The sequence below is a fragment of the Pseudonocardia sp. DSM 110487 genome (genome assembly GCF_019468565.1).
In the GTDB taxonomy this organism is placed as follows: domain Bacteria; phylum Actinomycetota; class Actinomycetes; order Mycobacteriales; family Pseudonocardiaceae; genus Pseudonocardia.
Genome location: NZ_CP080521.1, coordinates 843,354 through 869,501, shown reverse-complemented (window position 1 = coordinate 869,501; position 26,148 = coordinate 843,354). Strand labels below are relative to the sequence as shown.

29 protein-coding genes are annotated in these 26,148 nt (G+C 70.5%); 9 read left to right on the top strand and 20 right to left on the bottom strand.

Annotated features, from left to right (window positions below; all coding sequences use genetic code 11):
* The first annotated feature begins 3 nt into the window (after positions 1-3).
* Complete coding sequence (locus K1T35_RS04020) at positions 4-585, top strand: DUF2218 domain-containing protein (RefSeq protein ID WP_220258836.1); 582 nt, start codon at positions 4-6, stop codon at positions 583-585.
* A 20-nt stretch (positions 586-605) separates the two neighbouring features.
* Here the strand turns inward: K1T35_RS04020 and K1T35_RS04015 are convergent, their stop codons facing one another.
* The 5 genes from K1T35_RS04015 to K1T35_RS03995 all read right to left on the bottom strand — a co-directional run bounded on the left by K1T35_RS04015 (position 606) and on the right by K1T35_RS03995 (position 4,666).
* On the bottom strand, positions 606-1,415 hold the full coding sequence (locus K1T35_RS04015) for an ABC transporter ATP-binding protein (RefSeq protein ID WP_220258835.1): 810 nt from the start codon (positions 1,413-1,415) through the stop codon (positions 606-608).
* Entirely contained in the window at positions 1,412-2,449 is a 1,038-nt protein-coding gene (locus K1T35_RS04010) for an iron ABC transporter permease (protein ID WP_220258834.1), read from the bottom strand. The genes K1T35_RS04015 and K1T35_RS04010 overlap by 4 nt, the downstream gene beginning before the upstream one ends.
* Positions 2,446-3,495 (bottom strand): ABC transporter substrate-binding protein, encoded by a 1,050-nt coding sequence (locus K1T35_RS04005; RefSeq protein ID WP_255621571.1) that lies wholly within the window; start codon positions 3,493-3,495, stop codon positions 2,446-2,448. Before K1T35_RS04005 ends, K1T35_RS04010 begins: the two co-directional genes overlap by 4 nt.
* Before the next feature lie 141 nt (positions 3,496-3,636).
* Positions 3,637-3,837: a DUF397 domain-containing protein gene (locus K1T35_RS04000; RefSeq protein ID WP_220258833.1), complete on the bottom strand. Its 201-nt coding sequence runs from the start codon at positions 3,835-3,837 to the stop codon at positions 3,637-3,639.
* Positions 3,806-4,666, bottom strand: a complete 861-nt coding sequence (locus K1T35_RS03995) for a helix-turn-helix transcriptional regulator (RefSeq protein ID WP_220258832.1) — start codon at positions 4,664-4,666, stop codon at positions 3,806-3,808. The genes K1T35_RS04000 and K1T35_RS03995 overlap by 32 nt, the downstream gene beginning before the upstream one ends.
* Before the next feature lie 87 nt (positions 4,667-4,753).
* Between K1T35_RS03995 and K1T35_RS03990 the strand changes: the two genes are divergently transcribed.
* Together K1T35_RS03990 and K1T35_RS03985 are read left to right on the top strand one after the other, a co-directional pair.
* Entirely contained in the window at positions 4,754-5,014 is a 261-nt protein-coding gene (locus K1T35_RS03990) for a hypothetical protein (RefSeq protein WP_220258831.1), read from the top strand.
* Positions 5,007-5,222 carry a hypothetical protein gene (locus K1T35_RS03985; RefSeq protein WP_220258830.1) on the top strand — a complete coding sequence of 72 codons (216 nt, stop codon included), beginning with the start codon at positions 5,007-5,009 and terminating at the stop codon, positions 5,220-5,222. The genes K1T35_RS03990 and K1T35_RS03985 overlap by 8 nt, the downstream gene beginning before the upstream one ends.
* Here the strand turns inward: K1T35_RS03985 and K1T35_RS03980 are convergent.
* Complete coding sequence (locus K1T35_RS03980) at positions 5,207-5,803, bottom strand: TetR/AcrR family transcriptional regulator (RefSeq protein WP_220258829.1); 597 nt, start codon at positions 5,801-5,803, stop codon at positions 5,207-5,209. The two genes, K1T35_RS03985 and K1T35_RS03980, sit on opposite strands and share 16 nt — an antisense overlap.
* Before the next feature lie 98 nt (positions 5,804-5,901).
* Between K1T35_RS03980 and K1T35_RS03975 the strand changes: the two genes are divergently transcribed.
* Positions 5,902-6,651, top strand: a complete 750-nt coding sequence (locus K1T35_RS03975; RefSeq protein WP_220258828.1) for an MBL fold metallo-hydrolase — start codon at positions 5,902-5,904, stop codon at positions 6,649-6,651.
* A 31-nt stretch (positions 6,652-6,682) separates the two neighbouring features.
* Here the strand turns inward: K1T35_RS03975 and K1T35_RS03970 are convergent, their stop codons facing one another.
* Both K1T35_RS03970 and K1T35_RS03965 read right to left on the bottom strand, forming a co-directional pair.
* Positions 6,683-7,120 carry a DNA-binding transcriptional regulator gene (locus tag K1T35_RS03970; RefSeq protein ID WP_220258827.1) on the bottom strand — a complete coding sequence of 146 codons (438 nt, stop codon included), beginning with the start codon at positions 7,118-7,120 and terminating at the stop codon, positions 6,683-6,685.
* A gap of 4 nt (positions 7,121-7,124) precedes the next feature.
* On the bottom strand, positions 7,125-7,847 hold the full coding sequence (locus K1T35_RS03965; protein ID WP_220258826.1) for a hypothetical protein: 723 nt from the start codon (positions 7,845-7,847) through the stop codon (positions 7,125-7,127).
* A gap of 368 nt (positions 7,848-8,215) precedes the next feature.
* Here K1T35_RS03965 and K1T35_RS03960 point away from each other — a divergent pair, with 368 nt between their 5' ends.
* Together K1T35_RS03960 and K1T35_RS03955 are read left to right on the top strand one after the other, a co-directional pair.
* Positions 8,216-8,881, top strand: a complete 666-nt coding sequence (locus K1T35_RS03960; protein ID WP_220258825.1) for a class I SAM-dependent methyltransferase — start codon at positions 8,216-8,218, stop codon at positions 8,879-8,881.
* Between the two features lie 117 nt (positions 8,882-8,998).
* Positions 8,999-9,796 (top strand): transposase family protein, encoded by a 798-nt coding sequence (locus tag K1T35_RS03955; RefSeq protein WP_220258824.1) that lies wholly within the window; start codon positions 8,999-9,001, stop codon positions 9,794-9,796.
* 16 nt (positions 9,797-9,812) lie between these two features.
* Here K1T35_RS03955 and K1T35_RS03950 read toward each other — a convergent pair whose 3' ends face one another.
* Genes K1T35_RS03950 through K1T35_RS03925 form a run of 6 tightly spaced genes read right to left on the bottom strand, consistent with a single transcriptional unit; the run spans position 9,813 to position 15,267 of the window.
* The gene (locus K1T35_RS03950; RefSeq protein ID WP_255621568.1) at positions 9,813-10,766 is read right to left on the bottom strand and encodes a nucleoside hydrolase; all 954 of its coding nucleotides are present in this window, start codon (positions 10,764-10,766) and stop codon (positions 9,813-9,815) included.
* Complete coding sequence (locus K1T35_RS03945; protein ID WP_220258823.1) at positions 10,763-11,512, bottom strand: glutamine amidotransferase; 750 nt, start codon at positions 11,510-11,512, stop codon at positions 10,763-10,765. The genes K1T35_RS03950 and K1T35_RS03945 overlap by 4 nt, the downstream gene beginning before the upstream one ends.
* A complete protein-coding gene (locus K1T35_RS03940; protein ID WP_220258822.1) occupies positions 11,509-12,555 on the bottom strand; it encodes a phosphotriesterase in 1,047 nt (348 codons plus the stop codon). Before K1T35_RS03940 ends, K1T35_RS03945 begins: the two co-directional genes overlap by 4 nt.
* Positions 12,552-13,547 carry an ABC transporter permease gene (locus tag K1T35_RS03935; protein ID WP_220258821.1) on the bottom strand — a complete coding sequence of 332 codons (996 nt, stop codon included), beginning with the start codon at positions 13,545-13,547 and terminating at the stop codon, positions 12,552-12,554. The genes K1T35_RS03940 and K1T35_RS03935 overlap by 4 nt, the downstream gene beginning before the upstream one ends.
* The gene (locus K1T35_RS03930; protein WP_220258820.1) at positions 13,544-14,290 is read right to left on the bottom strand and encodes an ATP-binding cassette domain-containing protein; all 747 of its coding nucleotides are present in this window, start codon (positions 14,288-14,290) and stop codon (positions 13,544-13,546) included. The genes K1T35_RS03935 and K1T35_RS03930 overlap by 4 nt, the downstream gene beginning before the upstream one ends.
* Positions 14,290-15,267, bottom strand: coding sequence for a substrate-binding domain-containing protein (locus K1T35_RS03925; RefSeq protein WP_220258819.1), 978 nt, complete (start codon positions 15,265-15,267; stop codon positions 14,290-14,292). The genes K1T35_RS03930 and K1T35_RS03925 overlap by 1 nt, the downstream gene beginning before the upstream one ends.
* A gap of 126 nt (positions 15,268-15,393) precedes the next feature.
* Here K1T35_RS03925 and K1T35_RS03920 point away from each other — a divergent pair, with 126 nt between their 5' ends.
* The 3 genes from K1T35_RS03920 (at position 15,394) to K1T35_RS03910 (ending at position 19,012) form a co-directional block, all read left to right on the top strand.
* Positions 15,394-16,371 (top strand): LacI family DNA-binding transcriptional regulator, encoded by a 978-nt coding sequence (locus tag K1T35_RS03920; protein ID WP_220258818.1) that lies wholly within the window; start codon positions 15,394-15,396, stop codon positions 16,369-16,371.
* A gap of 770 nt (positions 16,372-17,141) precedes the next feature.
* Positions 17,142-18,347 (top strand): cytochrome P450, encoded by a 1,206-nt coding sequence (locus K1T35_RS03915; RefSeq protein ID WP_220258817.1) that lies wholly within the window; start codon positions 17,142-17,144, stop codon positions 18,345-18,347.
* Positions 18,348-18,349: 2 nt separating this feature from the next.
* Positions 18,350-19,012 carry a TetR/AcrR family transcriptional regulator gene (locus K1T35_RS03910; protein ID WP_220258816.1) on the top strand — a complete coding sequence of 221 codons (663 nt, stop codon included), beginning with the start codon at positions 18,350-18,352 and terminating at the stop codon, positions 19,010-19,012.
* 53 nt (positions 19,013-19,065) lie between these two features.
* Here K1T35_RS03910 and K1T35_RS03905 read toward each other — a convergent pair whose 3' ends face one another.
* From K1T35_RS03905 to K1T35_RS03880, 6 genes are all read right to left on the bottom strand, one after another.
* Positions 19,066-20,820, bottom strand: coding sequence for a glycosyl transferase (locus tag K1T35_RS03905; RefSeq protein ID WP_220258815.1), 1,755 nt, complete (start codon positions 20,818-20,820; stop codon positions 19,066-19,068).
* An 83-nt stretch (positions 20,821-20,903) separates the two neighbouring features.
* Positions 20,904-21,494, bottom strand: coding sequence for a TetR/AcrR family transcriptional regulator (locus K1T35_RS03900; RefSeq protein WP_220258814.1), 591 nt, complete (start codon positions 21,492-21,494; stop codon positions 20,904-20,906).
* Between the two features lie 10 nt (positions 21,495-21,504).
* Complete coding sequence (locus K1T35_RS03895; protein WP_220258813.1) at positions 21,505-22,926, bottom strand: DHA2 family efflux MFS transporter permease subunit; 1,422 nt, start codon at positions 22,924-22,926, stop codon at positions 21,505-21,507.
* Between the two features lie 5 nt (positions 22,927-22,931).
* Entirely contained in the window at positions 22,932-24,140 is a 1,209-nt protein-coding gene (locus K1T35_RS03890) for a cytochrome P450 (RefSeq protein ID WP_220258812.1), read from the bottom strand.
* Positions 24,141-24,296: 156 nt separating this feature from the next.
* A complete protein-coding gene (locus tag K1T35_RS03885; RefSeq protein ID WP_220258811.1) occupies positions 24,297-24,977 on the bottom strand; it encodes a GntR family transcriptional regulator in 681 nt (226 codons plus the stop codon).
* 196 nt (positions 24,978-25,173) lie between these two features.
* Positions 25,174-26,145 carry a VOC family protein gene (locus K1T35_RS03880; RefSeq protein ID WP_255621567.1) on the bottom strand — a complete coding sequence of 324 codons (972 nt, stop codon included), beginning with the start codon at positions 26,143-26,145 and terminating at the stop codon, positions 25,174-25,176.
* Positions 26,146-26,148: the final 3 nt, after the last annotated feature.

Sequence of the window (26,148 nt, the reverse complement as noted above, 5' to 3'; positions counted from 1 at the left end):
CCGATGCCCACCGCAGAAGCGGCGATCGACACCCCTCGCGCCGCCCGCTACCTCGCCCAGTTCGGCAAGCACGCCCGCGCCATGGGCGGAACCCGCGGCCACGGCATGCGCATGCACGGCGGCAACCCCCTGGCCAGTGGCGAGGTGAATCTGCACGTCGAATGCGCCGACGACCAGGTCGTCGTGACCTTCGACCCGTGGGGCAGCGCGACGCTCCGGGTGCAGGACGACCGGCTCACGGTCCGCGCTGATGCGGCCGACGAGCAGAACCTGCACCGCATCCAGGAGATCCTCACCCGCGACATCGAACGGTTCGGCCGCCGCGACCAGCTGACCCTGACGTGGGACGGCACCGACCCCGAACCACCCGCACACCGCGCGCGGGCTCCGATCGCCCTCACCGTCGCCGGCGTGCTGGGTACCGCCGTCGCCGTGGCTGTGCATCTCGGTATCGGCGGTGTCGCTCTGGCACTCGGTGGCGGTGTCACCGTCGCGGCGGTGGTCCTGCTCCTCGCCCACGTTGCGATCCCCGTCGCCGCATTGCGGATACGTCGCAACTTCACCCACCGCGGCGGCCACGGCTGATGATCAGCCCGAGAAGCGCGTCAGGGCCCTCCCGAGGACGATGATGTGCGTCTCGCAGCGATCACCGGGTGCTCCGGCTCGAAGCGGACGCTCAGCCGGCCGGACGCATCGTCGATCACCTCGGCACGGACCTCGTAGACGTCGGCGATCAGTTCCGGGGTGAGGACGTCACGGGCCGCGCCCGCCGCGACGACACGTCCCGCGCGCAGCACCATGAGGTGGTCGCAGAACAGCGCTGCAAGGTTGAGGTCGTGCAGCGCGACCACCGACGTCACCGGCAGCCGGGACACCAGGGACAGCACCTCGAGCTGGTGGCGGATGTCGAGGTGGTTGGTCGGCTCGTCCAGCAACAGCTCGCGCGGTTGCTGTGCCAGCGCGCGAGCAATCTGCGTCCGCTGGCGCTCCCCGCCGGACAGCTGCCGCCAGAGCCGATCGGCGAGCACCGTCAACCCGGTCTGCTCCAGGGCCCGGTCGACGGCGGCTGCGTCGGCCTTGTGATCGGGGCCCAGCACGCCGCGGTGCGGTAGGCGGCCGAGCGCGACCACGTCGCGCACCGTGACGTCGACATCGGTGTCGGCGTGCTGGCCGACGACCGCGACGGAGCGCGCGACGTGCTGCCTTCGCAGCCGGCGCAGGTCGGTGCCGTCGAGGCTCACGGTGCCTGCGGTCGGCCGCGCCAGCCCGGCGAGCAGGCGCAGCAGGGAGGACTTGCCGGAACCGTTCGGGCCGAGCAGGCCGACCGTGTCGCCGGGCTCGGGCCGCACGCTCACGGAGTCGACCACGATCGCCCCGCCGCGGTTCCACGTCACCGCGTCGGCGTTCAGCGTCACCTCGTCCCCCTCCGGCGGAACATGATCAGTACGAACGCGGGGACCCCGACCAGGGCCGTGGCCACGCCGATCGGCAGCGGCGTCGGGGCGAACGCCACCCGGGTGGACGCGTCGACCCACACCATGAAGACCGCTCCCAGCAGGGCGCTGACCGGGACGAGCCGGCCGTGGGCGGGGCCCACCAGGAACCGGGCGGCGTGCGGAAGGACCAGGCCGACGAACCCGATCGCGCCTGCCACGCTCACCAGCGCCGCGGTCACCAGCGCCGTGAGGGTCATGAGCCCGGCCCGGATCGCGCCGACCGGCATGCCGAGCGACGCGGCCACCTCGTCGCCGAAGGTGAAGGCGTCCAGGACGTGGGCGAGGGCCCAGCACACGACGAGCCCGCCGACGGCGACGGATGCGGTGAGCCGCGCGTCGTCCCACCGGACGCCTTCGAGCGAGCCGAGCAGCCAGAACATCACGCCGCGCGTCTCGTCGGAGTCGGCGAAGGCGAAGATGACGAAGGACGTCAGCGCCGAGAAGAGCTGCGTCATTGCCACCCCGGCCAGGATGACGCGGTCGTTGCTCCCACCCGAGAGCCGGGCCAGCAGAAGCACCATGGCGAAGGCGAACACGGCGCCGACGAACGCCCCGCCGGACAGGCCCAGCGCCCCGCCACCCACACCCAGGATCCCGATGACCACCGCACCGGTCGAGGCGCCGGAGGAGACGCCGAGCAGGAACGGATCGGCGAGCGGGTTGCGCAGCAGCGATTGCAGGATCACCCCGCAGACGGCCAGGCCCGCACCGCAGGCGGCGGCCACGAGCGACCGCGGCAGCCGGTCCTCCCACACGATGGCGTCCTCGACCGCGCGCACCGGGATCGCGACCACCCCGAGATGGTTCGCCACGATGTCCCGGACGTTGACGAGCGAGATGTCGGCCGAGCCGAGGGTGATGGCAACCGCCACCGACAGAACGAGAACCCCTGCGCCCGCGACGACCGTCGCGACGGCGACACCACGGGCGGAGCGGACGCCGGCAACGGTCACCGGGGCAGGGCGGACAGACCGGCGGCGAGTTTCTCGACGCCGTCGACGAGCCGGATCGACGGGTTCATCTCGGCGCCGTGCAGAGACACGTACCGCTTCTCGCGGACCGCCGTCATCGATCCGGTGACCGGGTCGGAAGCCAGGAACGCCTCCTTGTCGCCGAGCAGGTCACCGGGGAACCGGTTGCGGGCGAGGTCGCCCAGCACCAGCACCGAGGGGTTGCGGTCGGCCACCGCCTCCCACGTGGTGGCCGGAAACTCGTCGGCGACGTCGGAGAAGGCGTTGCGGGCCCCGATGGTGCGCGCGAGGAGGTCCGGCGCGCCGGTACCGCCCGCGATGTAGGGGCTCTTGGTGTCGGCGAACCAGAAGGCCAGCGTCGTTCCCGAGGCATCCGCCCGCGTGACGGCCGCCGCGGTCCGCGACTTCAGCTCCTCGACCAACGCGGTGCCACGCGACGACACGTCGAAGATCATCGCGAGCTCGGTGATCTCCTGGTACAGCGAGTCGATGGTGAACGGCCGCGTCCGCTTGCCGCCGCCGTTGATGCTGCGGCCGTCCTCGCAGTCGGTGGGCGAGAGGTACGTGCCGATGCCGATCTCGGCGAACCGGTCGCGCGGAGCGACGCCGCCCTCTTCCTTGAAGTGCCGTCCGAACGACGCCGTCACGAAGTCGGGGTCCGTGCCGAGTACCGCCTCGTACGACGGGGCGTTGTCCGCCAGCCGGGGCACCCGCGCATTGGCCTCTGCCAGGTTCTCCCGCACCGGGTCGGTCCAGGACGCGGTCCCGACCATCCGATCAGCCAGACCGAGCGAGAGCAGGATCTCGGTCGATCCCTGATCGAGGGAGACCACGCGGCCAGGGGCCGCGTCGAACGTCTGGCTGCGGCCGCAGGTCTCGATCGTCAGCGGGTACGTCGTGACCCCCTCGCCGCCCACCGCCGGGCCGGAGGTGGGCACGGGCTCGGATGCACCGCAGCCGACCAGCGCGCAGGCGGCGAATGCCGCGGCCGCGGTGCGGCCGATGAGACGGGGAGCGTGGGACGTCACGTACTGGTTCCTTCGAAAGACGCGTTCGGGACTGCGACGATGCGCGCTGAGGCTAACCTGACATCAGCGTTGGCTCGCCTGTGTCCTTCGTCGCGGATTGCGACGGGGCGTCCTGGAGCGCTCCCCGCTCCGCCGGATCCGCTAGTCGAACTCGCCCAGCTTCACGCCCTCGACGAACGCCTGCCACTCCGACGGCGTGAACAGCAGGGTCGGACCACTGCGGTCCTTGCTGTCCCGCACGGCCCGCGACCCGTCCGGCAGGTCGGCCACCTCGACGCAGTCGCCGCCGTTGCCGTTGCTCCGGCTGGACTTACGCCAGACGGCGCCCGCCAGATCGGTCATCGGACTCACCCATCGCCCTCTCGATCAGGGTCTTCGTCTCCGCCGCGTCGAACGCGGTCGTGCAGAGGCGATCGAACACCTGATTGTAGGCGGCGACCTGGGACTCGCGGTCGACGTACTCCGCGCTCCACAGGTCCTCCAGGTACACGACCTGGCCGCCTGGATCGGGCAGACGAAGGATGCTGAACGACGAACCCATCGCCGCGTGGGCACCGGCACCGAAGGGCAACACTTGGAGTGACACGGTCGGCAGGTCGGCCAGCTCCCGCAGCCGACCCAGCTGCTCGGCCATCACATCGCGCCCGCCTACCAGCCGACGGATGACCGCCTCGTTGAGCACAACCCAGAGCTGCGGAGGGCCGTCGCCGAACAAGCGAGCCTGACGTTCCTGCCTGATCGCCACGAGTCGGTCGACCTCGCCCGGGTTCCGGGTCGGGTCCGCCGCATGCGTCACGGCGCGCGTGTATGCCTCCGTCTGAAACAGGCCCGGTACAAGCTCTATCTCGAACTTCTTGATCTCGACCGCCTCGGCTTCCAGCCCGACGAAGGCCCGCACCCACTCCGGCACGCGGTGCGACTCCCGCTTCCGAGCCTCCCGCGCGACGGCGAGGACCTGCTCCGCCTCCTCCCCCTCGCAGCCGTAGAGCCGCAGCAGCGCCCTGACCTCGGCGGCCTGAAGCGTCTGCTTGCCGGTCTCGATCTTGCTGATCTTCGAGACGTCGCACTCCAGCTCCTCCGCGGCGGCCTCGCGGGGCACGGCCGCGCTCTCCCGGAGTCGGCGCAGCTCGCGGCCGAGCTGGAGTCGGCGGACCGTCGGACTCTGAGCCATAGCTGAGCAGTGTGGCCTATCGGCCGTCGAAAGACACGCCCGGCCTACTACTTCCTAACTCGCACATGCGTCTTCTATGGTGTTGCTATGCCGAAGCGGCCAGCGCACGTGCCATCCAGTACGAGCGGACTGGTGATCGTCACCGCCCTCGACCGGTGTGATCACCTCGTCGAGGAGGGGGTGTTCGCCACGTCCTCGACCGGTCGCTACGCCGCCCGCTGCGGCGCGGTCGTCGTCAGCGCCGCGTTGACGGAAGGCCCGGGACGGCCGTGCCCGCTCTGCAACCCACGGACGCCCGCGCAGCGACGGGCCCGGCGCCTCCGCTGCCGGTTGCGCCGCGATGGCTGACTTCTCCGTCACCGACGTCGACGCCGCCATCCAGTTCATGGCGCAGCAGCCCGGCGGCGCGGAACGGGTGCTCGCGATCCACCGGCGGCTACCCGACGGCCGCTGCCGCGGCTGCCTCACCACCGTGACGACCTGGCCGTGCCCCGTCGCGCACCTCGCCATGCGAGCCCGGCAGTCCCGGGATCCTGACGATCAGCCGCCGGCGTAGGCCGCGACGGTCCGGTCGATCAGGTCGTCGATGGGCGGCCAGGCGAAAGACGGCCGATTCACCCGCAGGGTGACCAGGCCGTGGAGAGACGCCCAGAGACACACGGTGACCTCATCGGCATCGGACGCCACGCAGCCGGCGAGCTCGTCCCGGAACAGTTGGAAGGCCACCAGACCCGGCAGGGTCTCGGGATCCCATCCCGACGTGCCCAGCGTGCCGAACAGCACGCGGTACTCGGCGGGGCGAGTCAGGCCGAAGCGGCAGTAGGCGCGAGCGATGGCTCCGACGCGCTCAGTGGGCGGTGCCGTGCTGTCCAGCTGCGCAAGCGCGTCCCGCATCCCTGCCGTCAGCTCGGCGTACCTCGCCTCGTACACCGCGCGCATGAGCGCCTGCTTGTCCGGGAAGTGCAGGTAGAAGCTCTGCGGTGCAACGCCCGCCTCCCGTGTGACGGCACGCAGGGACAGCGACTCCTCGCCGTCGAGACGCTCCAGGAGCCGGCATGCGGCCTCGACGAGCTCGCCACGCAGTCGCTCGCCCTCGCCTCGCCGGTTGACTCTCCGACCGGAGGCCGGCCTGGTCATCGCGACTCCTCTCCGCCCGCAGTTCACTGTTGCGATCATAGAAAGACGCGTGTCTACTTACAAGCGTCCATAGACAGCTGTCTTCCCAAGAGGCGATCATGACCACGACAGTCACCCGTGTCGTCCACGCGAGCGTTCTCCTCGACTTCGACGGGGCCGCGATCCTCACCGACCCCTGGCTGTCCGAGCGGCCGGGCTACCACCCCGGCGAGCCGCGCGCGTTCGCGAGCGCCGCCGACCTCCCGCCGCTCAGCGGGATCGTCATCAGCCACGGCCACTACGACCATTGCGACCTGCATGCACTGGCCGGCTACCCGGACAAACAGGTCCCCGTCGCCACCATCCCGTCACTGGCGGCGCGGGTCCGGGCGGCCGGTTTCCACAATGTCGTCGCGCTCGGGGACTGGGACAGCGCCGAGCTCGGCCCGGTCCGGGTCACCGCCGCCCCGGCAAAGCACTCGGTACCGGAGGCGACCTTCGTGCTCCGGTCCGACGGGCAGGCCGTCTTCTTCGGCGGCGACACCATGCGCATCCCTGAACTCGACGAGATCGCCCGCCGCTTCCCCGACCTGGACCTCGCCCTGCTCCCGATCAACGGGCTGCGGATCCGCCCGATGCTGGGCCGCCAGGTCGTCATGGATGCCGAGCAGGCCGCCGACCTCACGAAGGTCCTGCATCCACGCCTGGCCGTGCCCATCCACTACGCGTACACGGCAGGCCCGGTGCGGGACCGGTTGCTGCTGAAGCTCGACCGCGACCGCCCCGACCTCTACGAGCAGGCGGCCGCCGACGTGGCACCCGACACCGACGTGCGCATTCTCGCCCCTGGAGAGCCGTTGACCCTGTGAATCCGCAGGCGAACCCAGCGCGCCGCCGGGATCATTCCCCCTGAGCTGCGACGCGGCGCATCCTGACCATCAATGACGCCGACGGCGTGACCTTTCCTGTCGCATAGGTCGACAGCCGAGATGCCGACGTCCCGATGCGGGAGGCGAACTCCGCGCGGCTCAACCCGGACCGGGCGATCGCGTCCCGGACCTCGGCCGCAACCTGCTCTCGCTCCTCGTCCTCGGCCCGCCGCCGGGCCCGCGCGAGCGCGACGTCCATCGCGTCGGCGATGCCGTAGGGGCGGGAATGCGACAGCACTTCCTCGAGCTGTCGAGCGATCCGACCCCACGGATCTTGATTCACCTCCGCGACGATCCGGCGCCAGTGTTCGAGATCGCCGCGCTCCAACGCCGCCTGAACGGCCTCGGTCGGCCACGAGGAGACCGGTGCCTCCGGAGTGATGTCGAGGTTGCGAAATGCGAGTGGCATCGCGCTACTCCTTCGCATCCAGCATGCCGGCAGCGACAGCCATGCAGGCGCGACGCACCTCGGCCCAGTCGGTCCACCGCGTCCGCAGATTCCGATACGAACCGAGCTGGCGCGTGACCGACTCGTCCTTCGGCCGCGGATCCGCGAGCTGCCGCGCAACCTGGGATGCGACGCCGCGCCCCTGGCCGTGCTGGTCGGCGTAGTAGTCATCGATCGCGGCCAGGACCGCGGCCGCCGCGTCGGCGCCATAGCGATCGGACAACGCGGCCACATCGAGGTAGTCCCTGGTCTGGTTCCGGCGGACGATCAGGAACCCCTTGATGCGCAGCGTCTCCTCCGCCGTCGGCACGCGCAGGGACCGCCCCGAAGGGAGCGGAACCTCGGCGGTCTCGAGAGGGCGCGTTCGGATCATCTGACGAACGCCCGCTTCGATGTCACCGAGCTGACCGAGGATGATCTTGCCGGGCCGCACCCGGTTGGTGACCCACTCGCCCTCGGACTCGAGCGCCTCCAACACGACGTCGAACCGGTCCCGCAGGTCCCCGATCACGTGATCGTGGTCGCACGAGTCGCGGTGGCCGGCGTAGAGGGCCGCCGCCGAACCGCCGACCAGGACGGCATCCGGCACGAGTTCCTGGAGCCGGGCAGCCGACTCCAGGACCGCCAGCAGATCAGGACTTGCCTGATCGAGCGCGTGCTCCGTCCTGCTCGAGTCGTTCTGCGCCACCGCAACATGGTATCACTTCTGATAACAATGTTTCTGGGCGCGGTCGCTCGAACGGGAGACGTTCCGACGAACGGCGCGTTCGTCGGAACCTAACCGCCATGGATGTCTGAGGTCTGCGCGCGCCGCGAAGCAAGCGCGGAGACCTCAGTGAGCCTTTGCCAACCTGGTGAGGGGGCTGGCCAGCGGTTGTGCGGCGTGGCGTGCGGTCCGGGAGTGGATGTGCCAGCGCTGCGGCCGTCGTGGACAGCTTGGTGGGGGCGGTGGTAAAGGTGGTGCCCACCGTCCTGGGCGGACGGATCGATCGCGTCGCCTTCGCGGTTGGAGTGTCCGACACTCCTACGTCCGACCTGTTCCCTAGAGTCCGGCGGGTGAGTGAGAACGAAGCGTTGGATCGGACCCGCCGAGACTACGACGAGGTCGCCGAGTTGTACGACGACATGGTGCGACAGGGCGACCAAGTCATCGATGCGCTGTCAGCGGGGATGATCAACGCCTTCGCCGACCTCGTCCGCGCCGGTGGGTCGGTGGGTGCTGTGGTCGATGCGGGTTGCGGTCCCGGACAGTGGACCGATCACCTGGATCGAGCCGGTATCCGGGCTTACGGGATCGATCTGTCACCGGCCATGGTCGCGATCGCCCGCCGGTATCGTCCCGACCTGCGCTACGAGGTCGGTTCTATGCTCCATCTCGACGCAGGGGACGAGTCGATCGCGGGCATCCTGGCGCACTTCTCGTTGATCCACACGCCGCCGGACCTGCTTCCGCGCGTCCTGACCGAGTTCGCCCGAGTGGTAGAGCCGGGCGGACCCCTGCTGATCGGTGTGCAGATCACCGACACCGCAGACGCCAACGGTTGGGTCCCGTACGACCACAGAGCCTCACCGGCGTATCTGTGGACCCTCGACGCGCTCGCCGACCGACTGCGCGAGCACGACTTCGCCGAGCTCGGACGCCTGCGAATCGTTGCTCCGGCGCCAGGCAAGCCCCCCGCCGGATACCTGCTGGCGCGCCATGACGCCAAAAGTAACGAATGAATTTTGCCGACCTGGGCGGGCAGTCAGCGGTGTGCAGCGTGGCGTGGCCTCGAATGGGCGAATCTCCTGGTAGACGGGCGATTGCCTAGATCAACACGTCCCACCAGGAGCTTCAACGTGCTGTCCTACCCGTCCGGGATGACCGTGTCCAGCCGCGCCCTCGGCGTGCTCTCCGATGCGCTGCGAGCGCAGCGCAACCAGCGCCGAACCCGGTGGCGGAAGCTCTCGCCCGGCCGGCAGGCGCTGCTCGTGGTCGCGCACCTGCGTAAGGGCGAGACCTACGCCGACCTGGCCTGCGGCTTCCGCATCGGGACCTCGACGGTGTACCGGTACATCCGTGAGGCGCTCGAACTGCTCGCCGCGATGGCTCCCACCCTGGCCCAGGCGATCGAGGTCGCCCGCCGCAAGGCGTTCGTGATCCTCGACGGCACCCTGCTGCGCATCGACCGGGTAGGCATGACATCGGGCTATGACCGGGCCTTCTACTCCGGCAAGCACAAGGCCCACGGGCTGAACGTGCAGGTCGTCGCCGACCCGATCGGCCGGCTGGTATGGATCTCGCCGCCGCTGCCCGGCGCGAGACATGACATGGGCGCTGCCCGTGAGCACGGGATCATCGAGGCGCTGGCCGCCCACGAGATCCCCGCGGCGGCCGACACCGCCTATCAGGGCGCCGGGCCGACGGTCGCGGTTCCGCAGCGGCGCCGTCGGAAGGATCTGGGCACCGGCCGCTACCGGTGCCTGTCCCGGAACCAGAAGGACGTCAACACCGCCCACGCCCGCCGCCGTCGACCCGGCGAGCGGGCCAACGCCGAGCTGAAGAACTGGCGGGTCCTGCGGAAGATCCGCTCCAGCCCGAACACCGCCCACCGGCTCATCGCCGCAGTTCAGACCCTCATGATCGCCAGCGCATGATCAGGTTGGCAAAGGCTCAGTGGCGCGCAGCGCCGTTCGTCGGAGTCAATCTCCCCAGCGCGGCGACGAGCCGGTCCCAGAAGCGGGGCACGTCGAGCCCTACCGCCACCTTCGCGTTGGGTGCCGCACCGAGGTATCCGTGCAGGTCCACGACCGTGGCCCCGCGGGTGTGCTCCCCCGAGACCTCGATCGCCACGTGCGCGTCCACGCACTCCACGAGCGTCGGGTCGATCACCCGCGCCACGGCCACCGGGTCGTGCAGCGGCGGCGCCTCGAACCCCCACAGCTGCTTGTAGGTCGAGGCGAAGAACGTCATCAGCTCGGCGCACACCGTGCCGAGCTCCCCGCCGAGCGCCTCCAGCCGTGACACGACGTCGGGCGTGACGAGCGCCTGGTGGGTGACGTTGAGCCCGCACATCGTGACCGGCACCCCGCTGCCGAACACGATCGCCGCCGCCTCGGGGTCGACGAAGATGTTGAACTCGGCGTACGGACCGACGTTGCCGCGGTCGGTCGAGCCGCCCATCAGCACGATCTCGCGGATCCGCGCCGCGTCCTCCGGGTACCGCGTGAGCAGCAGCGCGATGTTGGTCAGCGGACCGGTCGGCACGAGCGCCACCGGCTCCGGGTGCTCCTGCAGCATGCGGTGCATCAGGTCGACGGCGTGCTCGTCGACGACCTTCACCGTGGGCTCGCCGAACCGCGGACCGTCGAGGCCGGACTCGCCGTGGACGTCCTCGGCGACCTGCAGCGGCCGCATCAGTGGCCGGGCAGAGCCCGCCGCGACGGGCACGTCGTGGATACCGGCCAGCGTGCACACGCGCAACGCGTTGAGGGTGGTCTTCTCGAGCGTCTGGTTCCCGGCGACGGTGGTGATGGCCAGCAGGTCGACGGCCGGGTCGCCGGCCGCGAGCATGATCGCGATCGCGTCGTCGTGGCCGGGGTCGCAGTCGAGGATGATCGGGGTCACGACTCGCGAGCCAACCAGCGCACGACGTTCGTGAACAAGGTCGCGTACCCCGGCCACTCCACGAACTCGGTGGGGCACCAGTGCGGCCCGATGTCCGACGCCCACGCGAGCGTCCGCCCCTGGCCGACCCCGCGCACGGCCAGGAGCGGATCGCCTGCAACCTCCGCCAGTACGTGCGCGTCGTCCTTCACGGCGAACCGGTTGTAGCCGAGCAGGAACGGCCACTCGCCGTCCACACCGGACAGAACGGCATGGCCCGCGTCGACGATCTTCGGGTCGACACCTTCCGGGGTCTCCACGCGGTCGTCGTACGGGGAGATCACGCTCGGCAACACGTCGTCGACGGCCGTGCCGTGGAAGAAGCCCTTGCCCTCGAACCCCTGAAAACTCAGGTAGCCACCGGCCATCGCTAGACCGCCCCCTCCGCGGACCCACTCGGCGAGCACGGCGAGCCGGTTGGGCCTGCGCTTGCCCTCGAGCCAGGTGTCAGGGTGCAGCAGGATCGAGTTGGCGCCGATGTCGGAGAGGATCACCACGTCGAAGGCCGCGAGCTCCTCGACGCTCGACGGGAACCGCGCGGGCACGTCGTGCGCCGGCATGTGGGTCACGTCGATGCCCGCCCCGGTGAGCGCGTCGCGCAGCGGCTCGATCCCGGTGTGGAAGGTGACGGAGGTGAACGAGTCGAAGCCCTTGTAGTGCGTCGCCTCGCTCACCCACGACTCGCCGGCGACGAGCACGCTCGTCATCGCTGAACTCCCTTCGCGGCCGCCGCGAAGACGGAAGCCGGGTTGTGCACGAGCAGGCGCTCGACGTCCACCGCGGAGACCCCGTGGCGATGCAGCCGAGCCGCGAAGCTCGTGAGCAGGTGGTCGTACCCGTAGCCGCCGTAGCGCACGAGCATGGTCTTGATGAAGACGTCGCCGGAGACCAGCAGCTGCTCGCCGTAGCCTGCCTCGATCAGGGCGGCGATCGCGCGAGCGTTCTCCTCGTCGGACGGCGACTGCGCGTCCTGGTCGGCGAAGTAGAACTCGAGGCCGACCATGTCGTACTCGAGCCACACCCCCAGCTCGGCGAGGGAGTGCTGGTAGAGGAGGTCATCGAGGCTGGGGTTCAGGTGGCAGAGCACCGTGGCGTGCGGGGCGACCCCCTCCTCCGCCGTGACGTCGAGGACGCGGTGACCGTGGCGCTCCCAGCCGGGTAGGTGTACCGAGAGCGGCAGCCCGGTGCGGGCCTGCGCCCGCGCGGCCCCACGCAGCACCTTCTCCTCCTCGGCGGTGAAGGCCGCCGACACGCCGATCTCGCCGATGATCCCCGGCCGGACGCCGTCCACCCCGTCGCGGATCTCCCGCTCGATGTGCTCCGCGACGGCCTCGACGCTCATCCCGCGCACCACCGGTGGGTGACTCGCCTCCAGGTAGAACCCGCAGCCCATCACGATGTTCAGCCCGGTCTCCTGCGAGATCCGCAACAACCCACGGGGATCGCGGCCGATCCCTTCGCACGTCTGCTCGACGATCGTGTGCCCGCCCGCCTCCACGAAGCGGCCGGCCTCCGCGACCGCGGTGTCGACGTCGTCGAGCCGGCAGTTGTCCTCCGACAGGAACGGGTCGTTGCGCAGGCGGCCGAGGAACTCCATCCGAACCGGCAACTCCGCGATCTCGAGCCCCTCGACGTCCCCGGGGTCCGGCGGGTTCCAGCAGGACGAGCAGTCGTTGAGCAGGTGCTCGTGCATGAGCGTCACGCCCAGCTCGCCCGGATCGAGCGGGCCGGCCACGGTCATCACGGTCATCTCGCCACCGTGAACCTGCTGAACAGCTTGGCGTTGGCCAGGATCGCGGCGAGCAGGATCGCGCCCTGCACGATCTGCACGTAGAACGGGCTGACGTGCGCGAGCTGCAGGCCGTTCTCGATGAACCCGAGCGTCAGCACGCCGAGCACGGTGCCGAGCACCGTCCCCCTGCCGCCGAACAGGTTGGTCCCGCCGAGCACCACGGCCGTGATGACGGCCAGCTCGAAGTTCACGCCCTGGTTGGCCGAGCCGCTCCCCAACCGCATCGCCACGAGCACCCCGGCGAGTGCCGCGGCCACCCCGACCAGCATGAACACGGTGAACCCGACGAGCCGCACGTTGACGCCCGCCCGTCGCAGCGACTCGCGGTTACTGCCGAGCCCGGTGACGTACTGGCCGAACGGGGTCTTGGTGAACACCACCCAGCCCACGACCGCGATGACGATCGCGATCACCGCCTGGGCGGGCACCCCGGCGATCCGCCCCTGCCCGAGAAACCCGACCCAGCTCTCCTTGGGGATCGAGATCGAGTAGCCGTCGGTGGCGCGCAGCGCGGTGCCGCGGATGATCCCGAGCATCGCCAGCGTGACGATGAACGACGGGATCCCCTGGTAGTGGGAGAACCAGCCGTTGACGGCTCCCACCACCGCGCCGAGCAGCAGCACCGCGAGGAACGCGAGCGTCGGGTCGATCCCCGCCGAGATCAGGATGCCGAGCAGCGCTCCCGACAGGGCGAGCACGGAGCCGACAGACAGGTCGATGCCGCCCGTCGTGATCACGAACGTCATCAACACCGCCACGATCAGCGCGGGGCTGTTCTGCCGGAGCACGCTGAGCACGTTCTCGACGGAGAGGAACGTGTCGGCGGTGGCCGCGAACACGACGAGCACCACCAGCAGCATCGCGCCGATCGCGACGGTCTGGATGTGCGTGCCGAGGAACGCGTGGGTCCGCGCGGACCTCGTGGTCACCACCCGGTCGTTCGTGATCACGCCGCCTCCCCGTGCCCGACGATCTGCGCGACCAGCTCGTCGAGGCTGGTCGTGGCCGCGTCCAGGTCGGCTCGCACCGTGCCCTCGTACATGACGGTGAGCCGGTCGCAGACCCGGAAGAGGTCCTGCAGCCGGTGCGTGATCAGGATTACGCTCACGCCCCGCGCGGAGACGGTGCGGATCAGCTCGAGCACCGTCTCCACCTCGGTGACGGCGAGCGCGGCCGTCGGCTCGTCGAGGATCAGCACCTGCGGCTCGAACGACACCGCACGCGCGATCGCCACCGCCTGCCGCTGGCCGCCCGACAGGTTGCGCACGAGCACGTTCGTGAGCGGGATGCGGATGTTGAGCGCATCGAGCTGGCGGCGGGCCTCCGCGTGCATCCGCCGCTTGTCCAGGAACATCCCGGCACCGGTGCGCGGCTCGCGGCCGAGGAACAGGTTGGACGCGACGTCGAGGTCGTCGCACAGCGCCAGGTCCTGGTACACCATGCCGATCCCGGCGTCGCGGGCCTCGCGCGGCGTGCCGAACGCGACCCGCTCCCCGTTCACCCGGATCTCCCCTGAATCCGGGATCACCGCACCGGAGAGGATCTTCATGGCGGTCGACTTCCCTGCGGCGTTGTCACCGACCAGGCCGAGCACCTCGCCCGGCCGAACCCGGAGCGTGACGCCACGCAGCGCGTCGATCATCCCGTAGCGCTTGCGGATGTCGACGAGCTCCACGCGGTAGCCGGGCTCCATCAGCTGAAGACCTGCCGGTACGGGGCCACGTTGTCCTTGGTGACGATCGTGACCGGGACGTCGACCTGCTTGCCGACCTGCTGGCCGTCCACCAGCGCCTTCGCGGCCTTGACGGCCTCGACGCCCTCGGTCTTCGGGTCCTGCTGTACGACGCCGGCGACGAACCCGGCGTCGATGCCGTCGATGGCCTGCTTGGTGAGGTCCCAGCCGAACACCTTGAGCCGGTCGGCGGCCCCGCCCGACTGCACGGCGGCCACGGTGCCCAGCAACGCCGGCTCGCCGGTGGCGTAGACGATGTTCATCCCCGGCTGCGCGGTGAGCAGGTTCTCGGCCGCGGTGGCCGCGCCCTCCTGGGTGTTCTTGCCGTCGACGGTCTGCACGACCTGCGCGCCTGCCGTGGTGACGGTCTCGTCGAAGCTGTCCTTGCGCACGTTCTGGATGTAGGAGTTCAGCGCGCCGACCACGCCGATGCTCGGCTGGATGCCGTTGTCCTTGGCGTAGGTGTTGACGAACTCGCCGATCTGCTTGCCCGCCGCCGCGTTGTCGACGCCGACCTGCACGTTCACCGCCGGGTCGTCGACGATCGCGTCGACCGCGATCACCTTCAGCCCCGCGCCCGCCGCCTGCTGGATCGCGGGCTTGATGCCCTCGACGTCGATCGCGACCACGATCACCGCGTCGAAGCCCTGCTGCACGAAGTTCTGCACGGCCTGGTTCTGCTGGACCGGGTCGTCGTTGGCGTTGAAGATCGTCAGCTCGACGCCCGCCTCGTCGGCCGCCTGCTGGGCGCCCTCGTTCATCTGGTTGAAGAAGATCGCCTGCTGGTTGATCTGGACCAGCCCGACCTTCACCACACCGTCGGACGCCCCGGCATCGGTCGCAGGCGCCGCGGCCTGGTCGTCGCGGGAACAGCCCGCCAGCAGAGTGGCCAGCGCGGCCACGCCGACCGCTGCGGCGCGTAGACGGCCGATTCGCATGATGCCTCCATCGAGGGCTTGGCAAACGATTGCCAGGATGGCGGCTGAGACTAAGAGGATTTCTGGCCTGTCGTCAAGGTGAAGCGCCAGTTAACATGCTGGCAAACGATTACCGACCGGGGGACCATGGCCACGATCCACGACGTCGCCCGGCTCGCGGGGGTGTCCACGTCCACGGTGTCACGGGTGCTGTCGCGCTCGCGCGCCGTGCATCCGGAGTCGGCCAGGAAGGTCCTCGCGGCCGCCGAGCAGCTGGGCTACCGCTACAACGCCGTCGCCCGCGCGCTGCGCACGCAGAAGTCCGGCACCATCGGCATGCTGGTGCCGCAGATCTCCAACCCGTTCTTCCCCGCGCTCGTGGAGGCCGTCGAGCGGCGACTGGCCCGCGAGGGCCTCGAGCTCTTCCTCTGCGACTCGCAGCGCGACGTCGACGTGGAGGCACGTCGCCTGCGCGCGCTCGTCGAGCGGCAGGTCGACGGCGTGATCATCAGCCCATACGACCTCACCGCGAGCGCCCCCGCGGTGCGGGCCCTCGTCGGGCAGCTGCCGATCATCCAGGTCGACCGCCGCGTCGACGGCGCGCTCACCGACTGGGTGGGCGTCGACGACGCGGCCGGGTTCGCGCAGGTCGTCGACCACCTGGTGGCGGCCGGCCGGCGGCGTCTGGTGTTCGTCAGCTCCGAGCTCACCAACTACTCCGCACAGGCCCGACTTGATGCCGTCAACGCCGCACTGCGCAGGCACGGCCTGTCCGCGGCGCAGGCCCCACTGCTCGGGAGCTTCGAGGTGGAGTGGGGTATCGCGGCCGCGGGGCAGGTCGACCTCGACGCGGTCGACGGCATCGTGTGCGGCAACGACGCGATCGCGCTCGGCGTGTTGCGAGGGCTGCGACAGCGGGGCGCCACCGTTCCGGGCGACGTGGCGGTCACGGGATTCGACGACATCCCCTTCGCCGCGATCGCCGACCCGCCGCTCACCACGGTGCGGCAGCAGTGGGACGCGATGGCGGACGAGTGCGTACGCCTCCTCCTCGAACCGGCCGGGCACGGCCCCCGCAGCATCGCCATCACACCCACGCTCCAGGTGCGGGAGTCGACTCCCTAGTGCGGTGACGCGAGCCTGGCCCCGCACACACCTCCACGTCTTCACACACACCTCCGGACGTGTGCGCCGGGACCTCCCGGTGTGCGCGACGGCCGCGGCGACGGCCACCGCTGCCGATCAGCCCTCCATCGCCGCAAGATCGCCGATTCGGCGCATTCCCGGGTCGTTATGAGCCTTTGCCAGATCGAGCCGCTCGCCACCCCCCGGGGCCAACCACATCTGAAGTATCGGTTGTCCATGGTCGCGCCAACGACCATCTGCACCCGGTACGGGCAGGTCAGCGTGGTGATCAAGGGCTGATGGTCGCGATCAGAGATCAACTAGCGACCATTTCACCTTGATCGCCGCATTGCCCCCGGAATGCCGGCTTGATCAGCACTTGGGCGCGTTCCCGGGTCGTTTTCGCCCGTTTCCGCGCCGAAGCCTCGATCATGCCCGTGGATCCGCCTCCGGTGGCGCCGCGCGCCCCATCGGGCAGACCCCTGGCCTGCCCGCGACGTCTGCCCGAGGGGTCGCAGAGGCTCGCGAATCAAGGGTCGCGCAGCGATCGCGAAGCGACGCGGAGCGCCCTTGAATCGTGAGGGGCGACCCCGCACACTGCGCGGCGCCACCGGAGGCCCTGCAGCCTGCCGGCACGCTGAGGGCCCGGCGCCACCGGAGGCCCTACGGCCTGCCGACGTGTTGAAGGCACGGCGCCACCGGAGGCGCTCCTCGACTTAAGGCAGTCGCTTGACTTATGCTGAGTCCACTCGGTCCCCAGGAGGCACCAGATGACCACCAGCGAGCTGCTGCCGTACCCGATCCCGAACGACGCGGCGCTGGCCCCGCCGGCCGAGTGGGAGGAGCTGCGCGAGAAGTGCCCCGTGGCCCACGTGCGCTTCCCAACAGGCGACCAGGCAACGCTGCTCACCCGCTACGACGACGTCCGGCAGGTGCTGTCAGACCCGCGGTTCGGCCGCGGCTCCGGGGCCGACGACGCCGCCCAGATGTCGGACGCCGGCGGCGTGTTCAACAGCATGCTGGCGATGGCGCTCCCCCAGACCGGCGAGGCGCACCAGCAGTGGCGACGGCTGCTCAACCGGTGGTTCACCGCCAAGCGCATGGCCGCGCTGCGTCCGCGGATCGCGGAGATGGCCGAGCGGCTCGTCGACGAGATGGTGCAGCAGGGCCAGCCCACCGATCTGAAGGCCGCTCTCGGCTTCCCGCTGCCGGTGTGGGTGATCTGCGACATGCTCGGCGTGCCCGACGCCGACCGCGACCAGTTCTCCCACTGGTCGGACCTGCTGCTCAACCTCACCCGCTACACCAGCGAGGAGGTCGCGGTGGGCGAGGCGGAGTGCTTCGAGTACATGGGTGGGCACATCGCCGCCAAGCGCGCGAACCCGGGCGACGACGTGCTCAGCGAGCTCATCGCCGCGGGCGAGGCCGAGGCCGACCCGTGGTCGGACACCAAGCTCATCGCCACCGGCCTCGGCCTGCTGATCGCCGGGCACGAGACCACCGCGAACATGATCGGCAAGATGGTCGCGATGCTGCTGGCCGACCGCGGCCACTGGGAGCGGCTGCTCGCCGAGCCGTCCCTCGTCCGCACCGCCGTGGAGGAGACGCTGCGGCTGGACACCAACTCCGGCTTCGGCATGGTGCGCTACCTCGACGAGGACGTGGACGTCCCCGACGGGCGGATCCCGAGCGGCACCACCGTCGTCTGCAGCATGGCCGCCGCCAACCGCGACGAGCGCGTCTTCGACCACGCCGCCGACATGGACATCGGCCGCAGCCCGAACCCGCACCTCGCCTTCGGCACCGGGCCGCACTCCTGCCTCGGACAGGCGCTCGCCCGCACCGAGCTGCAGGTCACGCTCGAGGTGCTGCTGCGTAAGCTGCCCACCTTGGAACTCGCCGTCCCGGCGGAGGAGCTGCAGCGGGTCGAGGGACTCGCCGTCGGCGGGCTGTGCGAGGTTCCGGTGAGGTGGTGACAGTGGCGAGTACCGATCGGGCACCAAGAACCGTCCGGGCCGAACGGGCCGGCGCCACGCGCGAGGTGATCCTCGCGACGGCGGAGCGACTGTTCGCCGAGCACGGCGTATTCGCGATCTCCAACCGGCAGGTCAGCGAGGCGGCGGGGCAGGGCAACAACGCCGCTGTCGGCTACCACTTCGGCACCAAGACCGACCTGGTACGCGCGATCATCCGCAAGCACACGCAGCAGATCGAACGGCTGCGCGAGCAGCTGGTGGCCGAGATCTCCGACCCGAACGACGTGCGGGAGTGGGTCGCCTGCCTGGTCCGCTCGTCCACCGAGTACTTCGAGTCGGCGGGCTCACCCACCTGGTTCGCGCGCTTCGGCGCGCAGGTGATGACCGACCCCGGCCTGCGCGAGATCATGACCGCCAACTCGCTCACGTCGCCAACGCTGCAGCGGATCATCGACGGGCTCAACGCGTGCCTGCCCGACCTCCCGGACGAGGTGCGCCTTGAACGCGCCGACATGGCCCGCCAGCTGATGGTGCACATGCTCGCCGAGCGCGAGCGCGCAATCGCCGAGGGCATCCCCACCCCGCGGGCCAGCTGGCGCGACGCCGGCACCGGGCTCATCGACGCGATCGTCGGGATGTGGCTGGCCCCGGTCACCACGACGTAGTGCGCCATTGATCATTGCCACATCACCCTCGTTACCCCTGAAGGGGCGCGATCTCAGCGGGTGATCGGCCGAACATCCCACACCCACGCGTCCGCCACCGGACGGCCGGGGCCGACGAGCGCGGAGAGCGTGGTCTGCAGCTCCCGCTGGTGGGGTCCACCGGTGAGGACGACGGCGTCGGCCCGCCAGAAGCGCAGGTCGGCCAGCATGCGTGCGCGCTCGACGTCGGAGATGGGCGGCACCTGCCCGGTGGCGGCCACGCCGTCGAGGAGCACCGAACTCGGCCGCTTCGGCGCACCGTAGGCGCCCCGCTGCTCCTCCCCTGCCGGGCCGACGAAGTAGCCCTGCGGAAGGGCGAAGCCCATGCCGGCATCGATCTGCCAGCGCAAGGCATCGGCGTGGAGTGGCTCGGGCAGTGGGACCGGGACGATCGTGCGTCCTGGATCGACCCACCGCGCCCACTCCCCGCCCGCGTAGAAGGCGGGAGTGGGCGCCCTGGTCACCGTCGCGTACGGCACCGGGGCGATCGGGACCAGCGCCGCGACGAGCACGCCCACCCATGCCACCCGCAACGGCACCGGACCGATCCTGCGATTCGGCGACACGTCGAGGACCCGCCGCGTGGCGATGGCGAGCAGGCAGCCTGCCGCGGGCACGCAGGCCAGCGCGAACCGGGACTCCAGCACCGATTCGAGGAGCGGGAGATCGGCCAGTAACCCCCACGGTCCCGGCACCCCGACCGGCCGCCCGTCGAGGGTGATCTCCGGCCCGAGGGACAGCACGGCGGCCACCCCGCCCGCTGCCGTCGCGATCCGGGCGGGCAGCTCGGCACGTAGCCAGATCGCCAGCGCGACGACGAGCACGACGAGCCCCCACCCGAAGAACGCGTTCTCCTCCGTGCCGTTGATCGCGAGCGCGCCGGGCCCACCGGTCAGCAGACCGCCGATCGACTGGCTGGAGTAGGCGACGAACGCGGCGAGCGAGTTGCCGGTGGGGCCGTGCTCGATGCTGCGGTAGCTCTGCGGGCCTGCGAACTGCAGCCACAGCGGGTAGGCGACCAGCGCGCAGGCGACGACCGTCGCCGTCGCGACGCCGACAACGACCTGACGAGGAACCTGCCTCCTCGCGAGAGCGAACCAGATGGCGTAGGGCGCCACGGCCAGCACCGCGATCAGGAGGATCTCCTCCCCGATGAGGACCTGGAGCGTGCCGAGCACGCCGAGCCCCACGCCGTACAGGACCGGCCTGCGGGCGCTGGAGAGCCGGATCAGCCAGATCGCGATCACCGGCAGGAGGAACGTGGCGGCGAAGTTCGGGTGGGCCTTGGCGTGCGAGATCACCGGCGGCGCGAAGCCGCAGAAGGCCGCGCCGACCGCCGCGGCGAGCCGGGAGCGGACGACCTGGCGGGAGAAGAGCCAGTACCAGGCCGTCGCGGTGCCGGCGAGACCGCCGGTCAGGACGAGGGTCCACGTCACCGTCGGCCCGAAGGCGAGGGTCACCGGCGCCAGCGGCACCGCGAGGGCCGGCAGCGCCGTGTTGGCCATCAGGTTCACGCCGAGCGGCGCGTTCTGCAGGTCCGAGAACAGCGGGTTCCGGCCCTCCGCCACGGCGTGCGCCTGCGCGGCGAACAGCCACTCGAAGAGGTTCTGGTCCTGCATGCTCGCGACGAGATAGCCGCTGTCGAGGTGCCGCCACAGCCCGGCGTACAGCACCACGGCCGCGAGCACGTAGCACTCGATCGCCAGCACATCCGCCGTGCTGACGGGGCCCCACCGCGGGCGGGCCAGAACGCGGGCAAGAACTGTCACCCGCCGCTCCCCGCCCACACGTCCCTCACGCACCTCATGCCATCACGACACGTCGACCCTGCTTCCGGGACGCGTGTCCCGCGTCACACCGCCGTCCGGCTCAACCAGCTCCGGGTGAGATCGCGGACGGACGACCGCCACCGATCCGGGGTGTCCCCGGCGGCGATGGCATCCGCGGCAGCATGCACGATGGCGAGGAGGAACGCAGCGGCGGCGCGAGGATCGACGGCCCGGAGGGCTCCCTCCTCGATGCCCCGTTCGAGGAACCGGGCGACCGCCGCCGTGATGTCGAGGTCGTCGTCGATCGGCGCAAGAGCCGCGGCGGAGTGGAAGATCGCGTGGTGGAGGCCGCTCGGCTGGGCGATGAAGTCGATGGCCTCGTCGCACTCGGCGTCGAGGACCGCCCACCAGTCGAGCGGCCCCGGCGACTCCGCGAGCTCCTGGTACCGGCTCACGTACTCCCGCAGCACCCGCTCGCGCACGGCGACGAGCATGTCGTCCCACGAGGAGAAATAGACGTAGAACGTGCCCTTCGCGGCGTCCGCCTCCGCGGTGACCGCCTGCGCCCAATTCGACACCTCCCGCCCGGACCGCAGCAGCCGGATGGCCGCGTCGATCAGCTCGGCACGCCTCTCGTCCGGGGCGAGGCGGCGACGCGTCCGAGAGGTGCCCACGATCAGCAGGCTAGCCAGTCATCACAGCACGCTCACCTGTGCGGGCTGCGAGCGTCAACAGCGCCGCTGCCAGGATCAGGACGATCGAGACCGTGAGGGCCGAGCGGATCGCCTCGACGAGCGCCGCCCCGCCGGTGGCCGTGAGGTACGGCGTGTCGAGCCGGCCTTGGAGCACCACGCCGAACACCGCGCCGCCGAACACCGCGCCGAGCTGGCGGGCGGTGTTGAGCAGACCGGACGCTGCGCCTCCGCTGGTGGGCGGAACCGACCTCATGGCGATGGAGCCCACGGGGGCCATCGTGAAGCCGACGCCGAGTCCGGTGCCGACGAGGCCGGGAAGCAGATACGGCCACGCTTGATCGACGGTTAGCGCCCAGGCGAAGGCCGCCGTGCCGATGGCGTACAGCGCCAGCCCGCTGGCCAGCACGCCCCGCCCACCGGACCGGTCGGTCAGCCGGCCTGCGATGGGGGCGGCGACCATCACCACAGCCGCGCCTGGCACGAGCAGCAGCCCAGCGCCCAGCGCGCTCATCCCCAGCACCGCCTGCAGGTAGAGGGCCGCCACGAGATACAGCCCGACGACGGTGAACCCGACGACGGCGCTCACGACGTTCATCAGCGTGAAGTCGCGATCGCGGAACAGCACGAACGGCACCAGCGGTTCACGATCCTGCCGGCGGGCCTCCATCGCCAGGAAGGCGGCGAACAGCACGACGGACGCGGCGATGAGCAGCGGAATGCTGACGAACGACCAGACGGCGCCCCAGTGGTAGCGCTCGCCTTCGACGAGCGCGAACGTGAGCGCCGACAGCGCCACGGTCACAACCAGAGTTCCGGAGAGGTCCAGCCGGCGTCGCGTGCCCCTGGGTTGCTCGGGAACGACCACGAAGGTCAGACCCAGCGCCGCGATGCCCACCGGCACGTTCACGAAGAAGATCCACCGCCAGTCCAACGAGGTCACCAGTACCCCGCCCAGCGTCGGCCCCGCCACGGTGGCGAGTCCGCCGGTGATGCCCCAGATGCCCAGCGCCCGTCCCCTCCGCTCGGCGGGGAAGGTACGGGTGATGATCGTCAGCGTCTGCGGAACCAGCACCGCGGAGCCGATGCCCTGCAGCACCCTGGCCGCGATCAGCTCACCGGCGCTGCCGGCGAGCCCGCACCACACCGACGCGATGGTGAAGATCGCGACGCCGCCCGCGAACATCGTGCGGGCGCCGTACAGGTCACCGAGCCGGCCTGCGGTGACGAGCAGGACGGTCAAGGCGAGCGTGTAGCCGTTCAGCACCCACAGAACCTGGTCGAGCGCGGCGCCCAGGTCCGTGGCGATGGCGGGGATCGCGACGTTGACGATCGTCATGTCGACGAGGGTCATGACGTATCCGAGACACAGGACCAGCAGCACGGACCACGGATGGGCCCGGAGCCTCGTCATCGCCGTCACCCGCCGGTGCCGGCGTGGGTGACTGGTAGTTCGCGCGGCCCGCGCAGGTTGACGTGCTCGCGGTAGGGCGGAGGGTCGAGAACCAGCTTCGGCTCGCGGACGCACTGCGCGAGCCGGCTCAAGGCGATCCGCCCTTCGAGCCGCGCCAGCGGCGCGCCGAGGCAGAAGTGCGGGCCGAAGCCGAAGCCCAGGTGCCGGATCTCGGCGCGGTGCGGATCGAACCGGTCCGGGTCGGGGTTTGCGTCCGGGTCCCGGTGCGCGGCGGCCAGCAGCAGGATCACCATGCTCCGCTCCGGGACGACCACTTCGCCGATTCGCATGTCCTCCGTGGTGACTCGGGCGGTGAGCTGGACGGGCGGGTCGTAGCGCAGGACCTCCTCGACGACGGCTGGCGCCAGGCCGGGGTCGGCGCGCAGCGCGGCGAGCTGCTCGGGGTGGCGCAGCAGGGCGAGCACACCGGCCGCGATCAGGTTGACGGTGGTCTCGTGCCCGGCCACCAGTAGGAGCACGACGGTGGACACGAGCTCGTCGTGGGTCAACGCGTCGCCGCCGTCCTCCGCCGCGAGGAGCGCCGAGATCAGGTCCTCGCCACCGGGCTGGGCCCGCCGGTCCGCGACGAGGTCGTTGACGTACCGGTGCATCTCGACCAGCCCCACCACCCAGTCCGGCGTCACCCCCGGCACGGCGTCGGTTTGCGTGAACCCGTCGAGGAACCGCGTGAGCTGCGCCGACCACGTCCGGAACAGCGGCTCGTCGGCCAGCGGGACGCCGAGCATCCGGCAGATCACCGTCACCGGCAGCGGGTAGGCGAAGTCGGCCAGCACGTCGAGCGAGTCACGTCCGGCGGTCCGATCGAGCAGCTCGTCCACCAGTTCCACGATGGTCGGTTCCATCCGGGCGACGGCGCGGGCCGTGAACGTGCGGCTCGCGAGGCGCCGCAGTCGCGTGTGGTCCGGCGGGTCCTGGGACAGGAACCACGGCTGCCGCACGGATGACGGCGCATCCGGCGGCACCTGGACGGCGTCCAGCACGGAACCGGTGCGCCGCCACCGTTCCGCGCTCAGCCGCGGATCACGCAGCAGCCGCTCGCAGTCGCCGTACCCGCTGACGATCGCGGTGGCCATCTCCTCGATCCACACCGGCCCTAGCCCGCGAAGCCGGGCGTAGATCGGGTACGGGTCGGCCCGCGACGCAGGATCGAGCAAGGAACCGACCAACTGAAGTCCGGACACCGGATGCCCCCTCACATCGTCTAATGACTTGAGGTCACTATAACTGACCTCAAGTCATTAGCCAGGGCGCAGGAGCCGGGTCTCGACACGGGTTCGCCTGGCGGCTCGCCCTGCTCGACCTCCGGGCGATCAGAGGGAGTCGAAGCGGCGGGTGCGGGTGGTGTCGACCTCGTGGAGGGTGTCGATGACGCTGCGGATGTGGCGGCGCATCGCGGCTTCCGCCGCATCGGCGTCGCGGGCGCAGAGCGCCTCGATGATCTCCAGGTGCTGAGGCAGGGAGATCGCGGGCCGCCCGGGGTGCATCGCGAGCTGGAACTGATGGCGGACGCTCTGCCCGCGCAACCGCTCGAGGATCGCGCGGGCGGTGCTCTGGCCGGCCAGCCCGAGGACGAGGCCGTGGAGCCGCCGGTTCAGCTCCGAGTAGCCCAGCAGGTCCCCCGACGCGACGGCCGCGCGCATGGCGTCCCCGATCTCGCGGAGCCGCTCGCCGTCGGCGTCGGTGAGCCGCTCGGCCGCCTTCGCCGCACACAGCCCTTCGAGGGCCATCCGGACCTCGGTGATCTCAACGGCTTCTGCGAGCGACACGGCCCGGACGCGGGCACCCCGGTTCTGCACCCGCTCGACGAAGCCCTCGCTGGCCAGCTGCACCAGCGCGGTGCGCACGGTGGCGCGGCTGGCCCCGAACCGCTCGGAGAGATCGGCCTCGACGAGGCGCTGGTTGGGGACGAACTCGCCGTCGGCGATGGCGGCCCGGATGGCGTCGACGACAGGAAGCGCGTCGAACGAGCGCGAACTCTCGGTTCCCGTCATCCCTAGTGTCCCGAACCGGAAGTCCGGTGCATAAATCGGCGGATCCAGGTTTCCGCTGGGTGTGCCGGCGAACCGGCCTCGTACCGGGCGTACTCGGCCGGTTCGCCGGTGCGCCCAGCGGGAAGTTGGGCCGTCGAGTTATGTGGTGGACTTCCGGTTCGGGACACTAGCTACCTCCGCACGCAGATCGGCGTGCTCATTGTGAGGGCGCGTCGACCGGCGGGGTCCCGTGGGTGTGGAAGGACGAGATCGTCTTCAACCCCCATGCCTGGCCCTTCGCCCGCTCGGCCTCGGTCCACGTCACCGGCTCCCAGTCAGGGGCGAAGATCAGCCGTGCGGTGGGGTTGCACAGCTCGATGCGGTTGCCGCCGGGCTCGTAGACGTAGAGGAAGAAGGTCTGCTGGATCGCGTGCTTGTGCGGACCGGTCTCGATGAACACGCCGTTGTCGAGGGCGATGTCGGCGGCGCGGAGGATGTCCTCGCGCGTGTCGGTGGCGAACGCGATGTGGTGCAGACGGCCGGTCGAGCCGGTCCAGTCGTTCGTGTAGACCAGGTCGTAGGACTTCTGCGCGAAGTTCGTCCACTGGCCGGAGATCACCCCGCTGTCGAGCTGGATCTGCTCGGTGACCCGGCCACCGAGGGCGTCGCAGATGAAGCCGCCGTTGGCGGCGGCCTCCCTGGCGAGGTAGTTGACGTGGTCGAGCCTGCGCACGCTCACGCCGCGCCCGGGGTAGGCCTGGGCCTGGTTCTTCAGTGCGGGACGCAGGTGGTCGGGCGGCTGGTAGCGCTCGGTCTCCCAGTAGATCTCGATCTCGTGGCCGTCGGGGTCGCGGAAGAGGTAGGTGGGGCCGATGCCCGGGTCGCCGTCGACCCAGCCGATGCCGAGGCCGCGTTCCTCCACGGCGGCGACCCGGCGCTTGAGCGCCTCCTCGCTGGACGCCCGCAGTGCGGTGCGCCCGACGCCGGACGTCTTCGCCGCCGTCAGCTTGAGGCTGTGATGCTCGTAGTCGTCCCATGTGCGCAGGAAGACCGAGTCGCCATGGCTACCGTTCTCGGTGAGGCCCAGCACGCGGACGAAGAAGTCGAGGCTGCGCTCCGGCTCCGGCGTGAAGAGCTCCACGTGGCCGAGGTGGGCGATCTCGTGCCGGGGGGACTTCTCGAGGGACATCAT

Excerpts from the sequence above, each read along its gene's own strand:
- K1T35_RS03975 (WP_220258828.1), top strand. The coding sequence starts at position 5,902 with ATGACCACGACAGTCACCCGTGTCGTCCACGCGAGCGTTCTCCTCGAC.
- K1T35_RS03925 (WP_220258819.1), bottom strand. The coding sequence starts at position 15,267 with ATGCGAATCGGCCGTCTACGCGCCGCAGCGGTCGGCGTGGCCGCGCTG.
- K1T35_RS03940 (WP_220258822.1), bottom strand. The coding sequence starts at position 12,555 with ATGACCGTGATGACCGTGGCCGGCCCGCTCGATCCGGGCGAGCTGGGC.
- K1T35_RS03885 (WP_220258811.1), bottom strand. The coding sequence starts at position 24,977 with ATGACGGGAACCGAGAGTTCGCGCTCGTTCGACGCGCTTCCTGTCGTC.
- K1T35_RS03995 (WP_220258832.1), bottom strand. The coding sequence starts at position 4,666 with ATGGCTCAGAGTCCGACGGTCCGCCGACTCCAGCTCGGCCGCGAGCTG.
- K1T35_RS04000 (WP_220258833.1), bottom strand. The coding sequence starts at position 3,837 with ATGACCGATCTGGCGGGCGCCGTCTGGCGTAAGTCCAGCCGGAGCAAC.
- K1T35_RS03990 (WP_220258831.1), top strand. The coding sequence starts at position 4,754 with ATGCCGAAGCGGCCAGCGCACGTGCCATCCAGTACGAGCGGACTGGTG.
- K1T35_RS03985 (WP_220258830.1), top strand. The coding sequence starts at position 5,007 with ATGGCTGACTTCTCCGTCACCGACGTCGACGCCGCCATCCAGTTCATG.
- K1T35_RS03915 (WP_220258817.1), top strand. The coding sequence starts at position 17,142 with ATGACCACCAGCGAGCTGCTGCCGTACCCGATCCCGAACGACGCGGCG.
- K1T35_RS04020 (WP_220258836.1), top strand. The coding sequence starts at position 4 with ATGCCCACCGCAGAAGCGGCGATCGACACCCCTCGCGCCGCCCGCTAC.
- K1T35_RS03895 (WP_220258813.1), bottom strand. The coding sequence starts at position 22,926 with ATGACGAGGCTCCGGGCCCATCCGTGGTCCGTGCTGCTGGTCCTGTGT.
- K1T35_RS03930 (WP_220258820.1), bottom strand. The coding sequence starts at position 14,290 with ATGGAGCCCGGCTACCGCGTGGAGCTCGTCGACATCCGCAAGCGCTAC.
- K1T35_RS03920 (WP_220258818.1), top strand. The coding sequence starts at position 15,394 with ATGGCCACGATCCACGACGTCGCCCGGCTCGCGGGGGTGTCCACGTCC.
- K1T35_RS03970 (WP_220258827.1), bottom strand. The coding sequence starts at position 7,120 with ATGCCACTCGCATTTCGCAACCTCGACATCACTCCGGAGGCACCGGTC.
- K1T35_RS03880 (WP_255621567.1), bottom strand. The coding sequence starts at position 26,145 with ATGTCCCTCGAGAAGTCCCCCCGGCACGAGATCGCCCACCTCGGCCAC.
- K1T35_RS03980 (WP_220258829.1), bottom strand. The coding sequence starts at position 5,803 with ATGACCAGGCCGGCCTCCGGTCGGAGAGTCAACCGGCGAGGCGAGGGC.
- K1T35_RS03945 (WP_220258823.1), bottom strand. The coding sequence starts at position 11,512 with ATGACGAGCGTGCTCGTCGCCGGCGAGTCGTGGGTGAGCGAGGCGACG.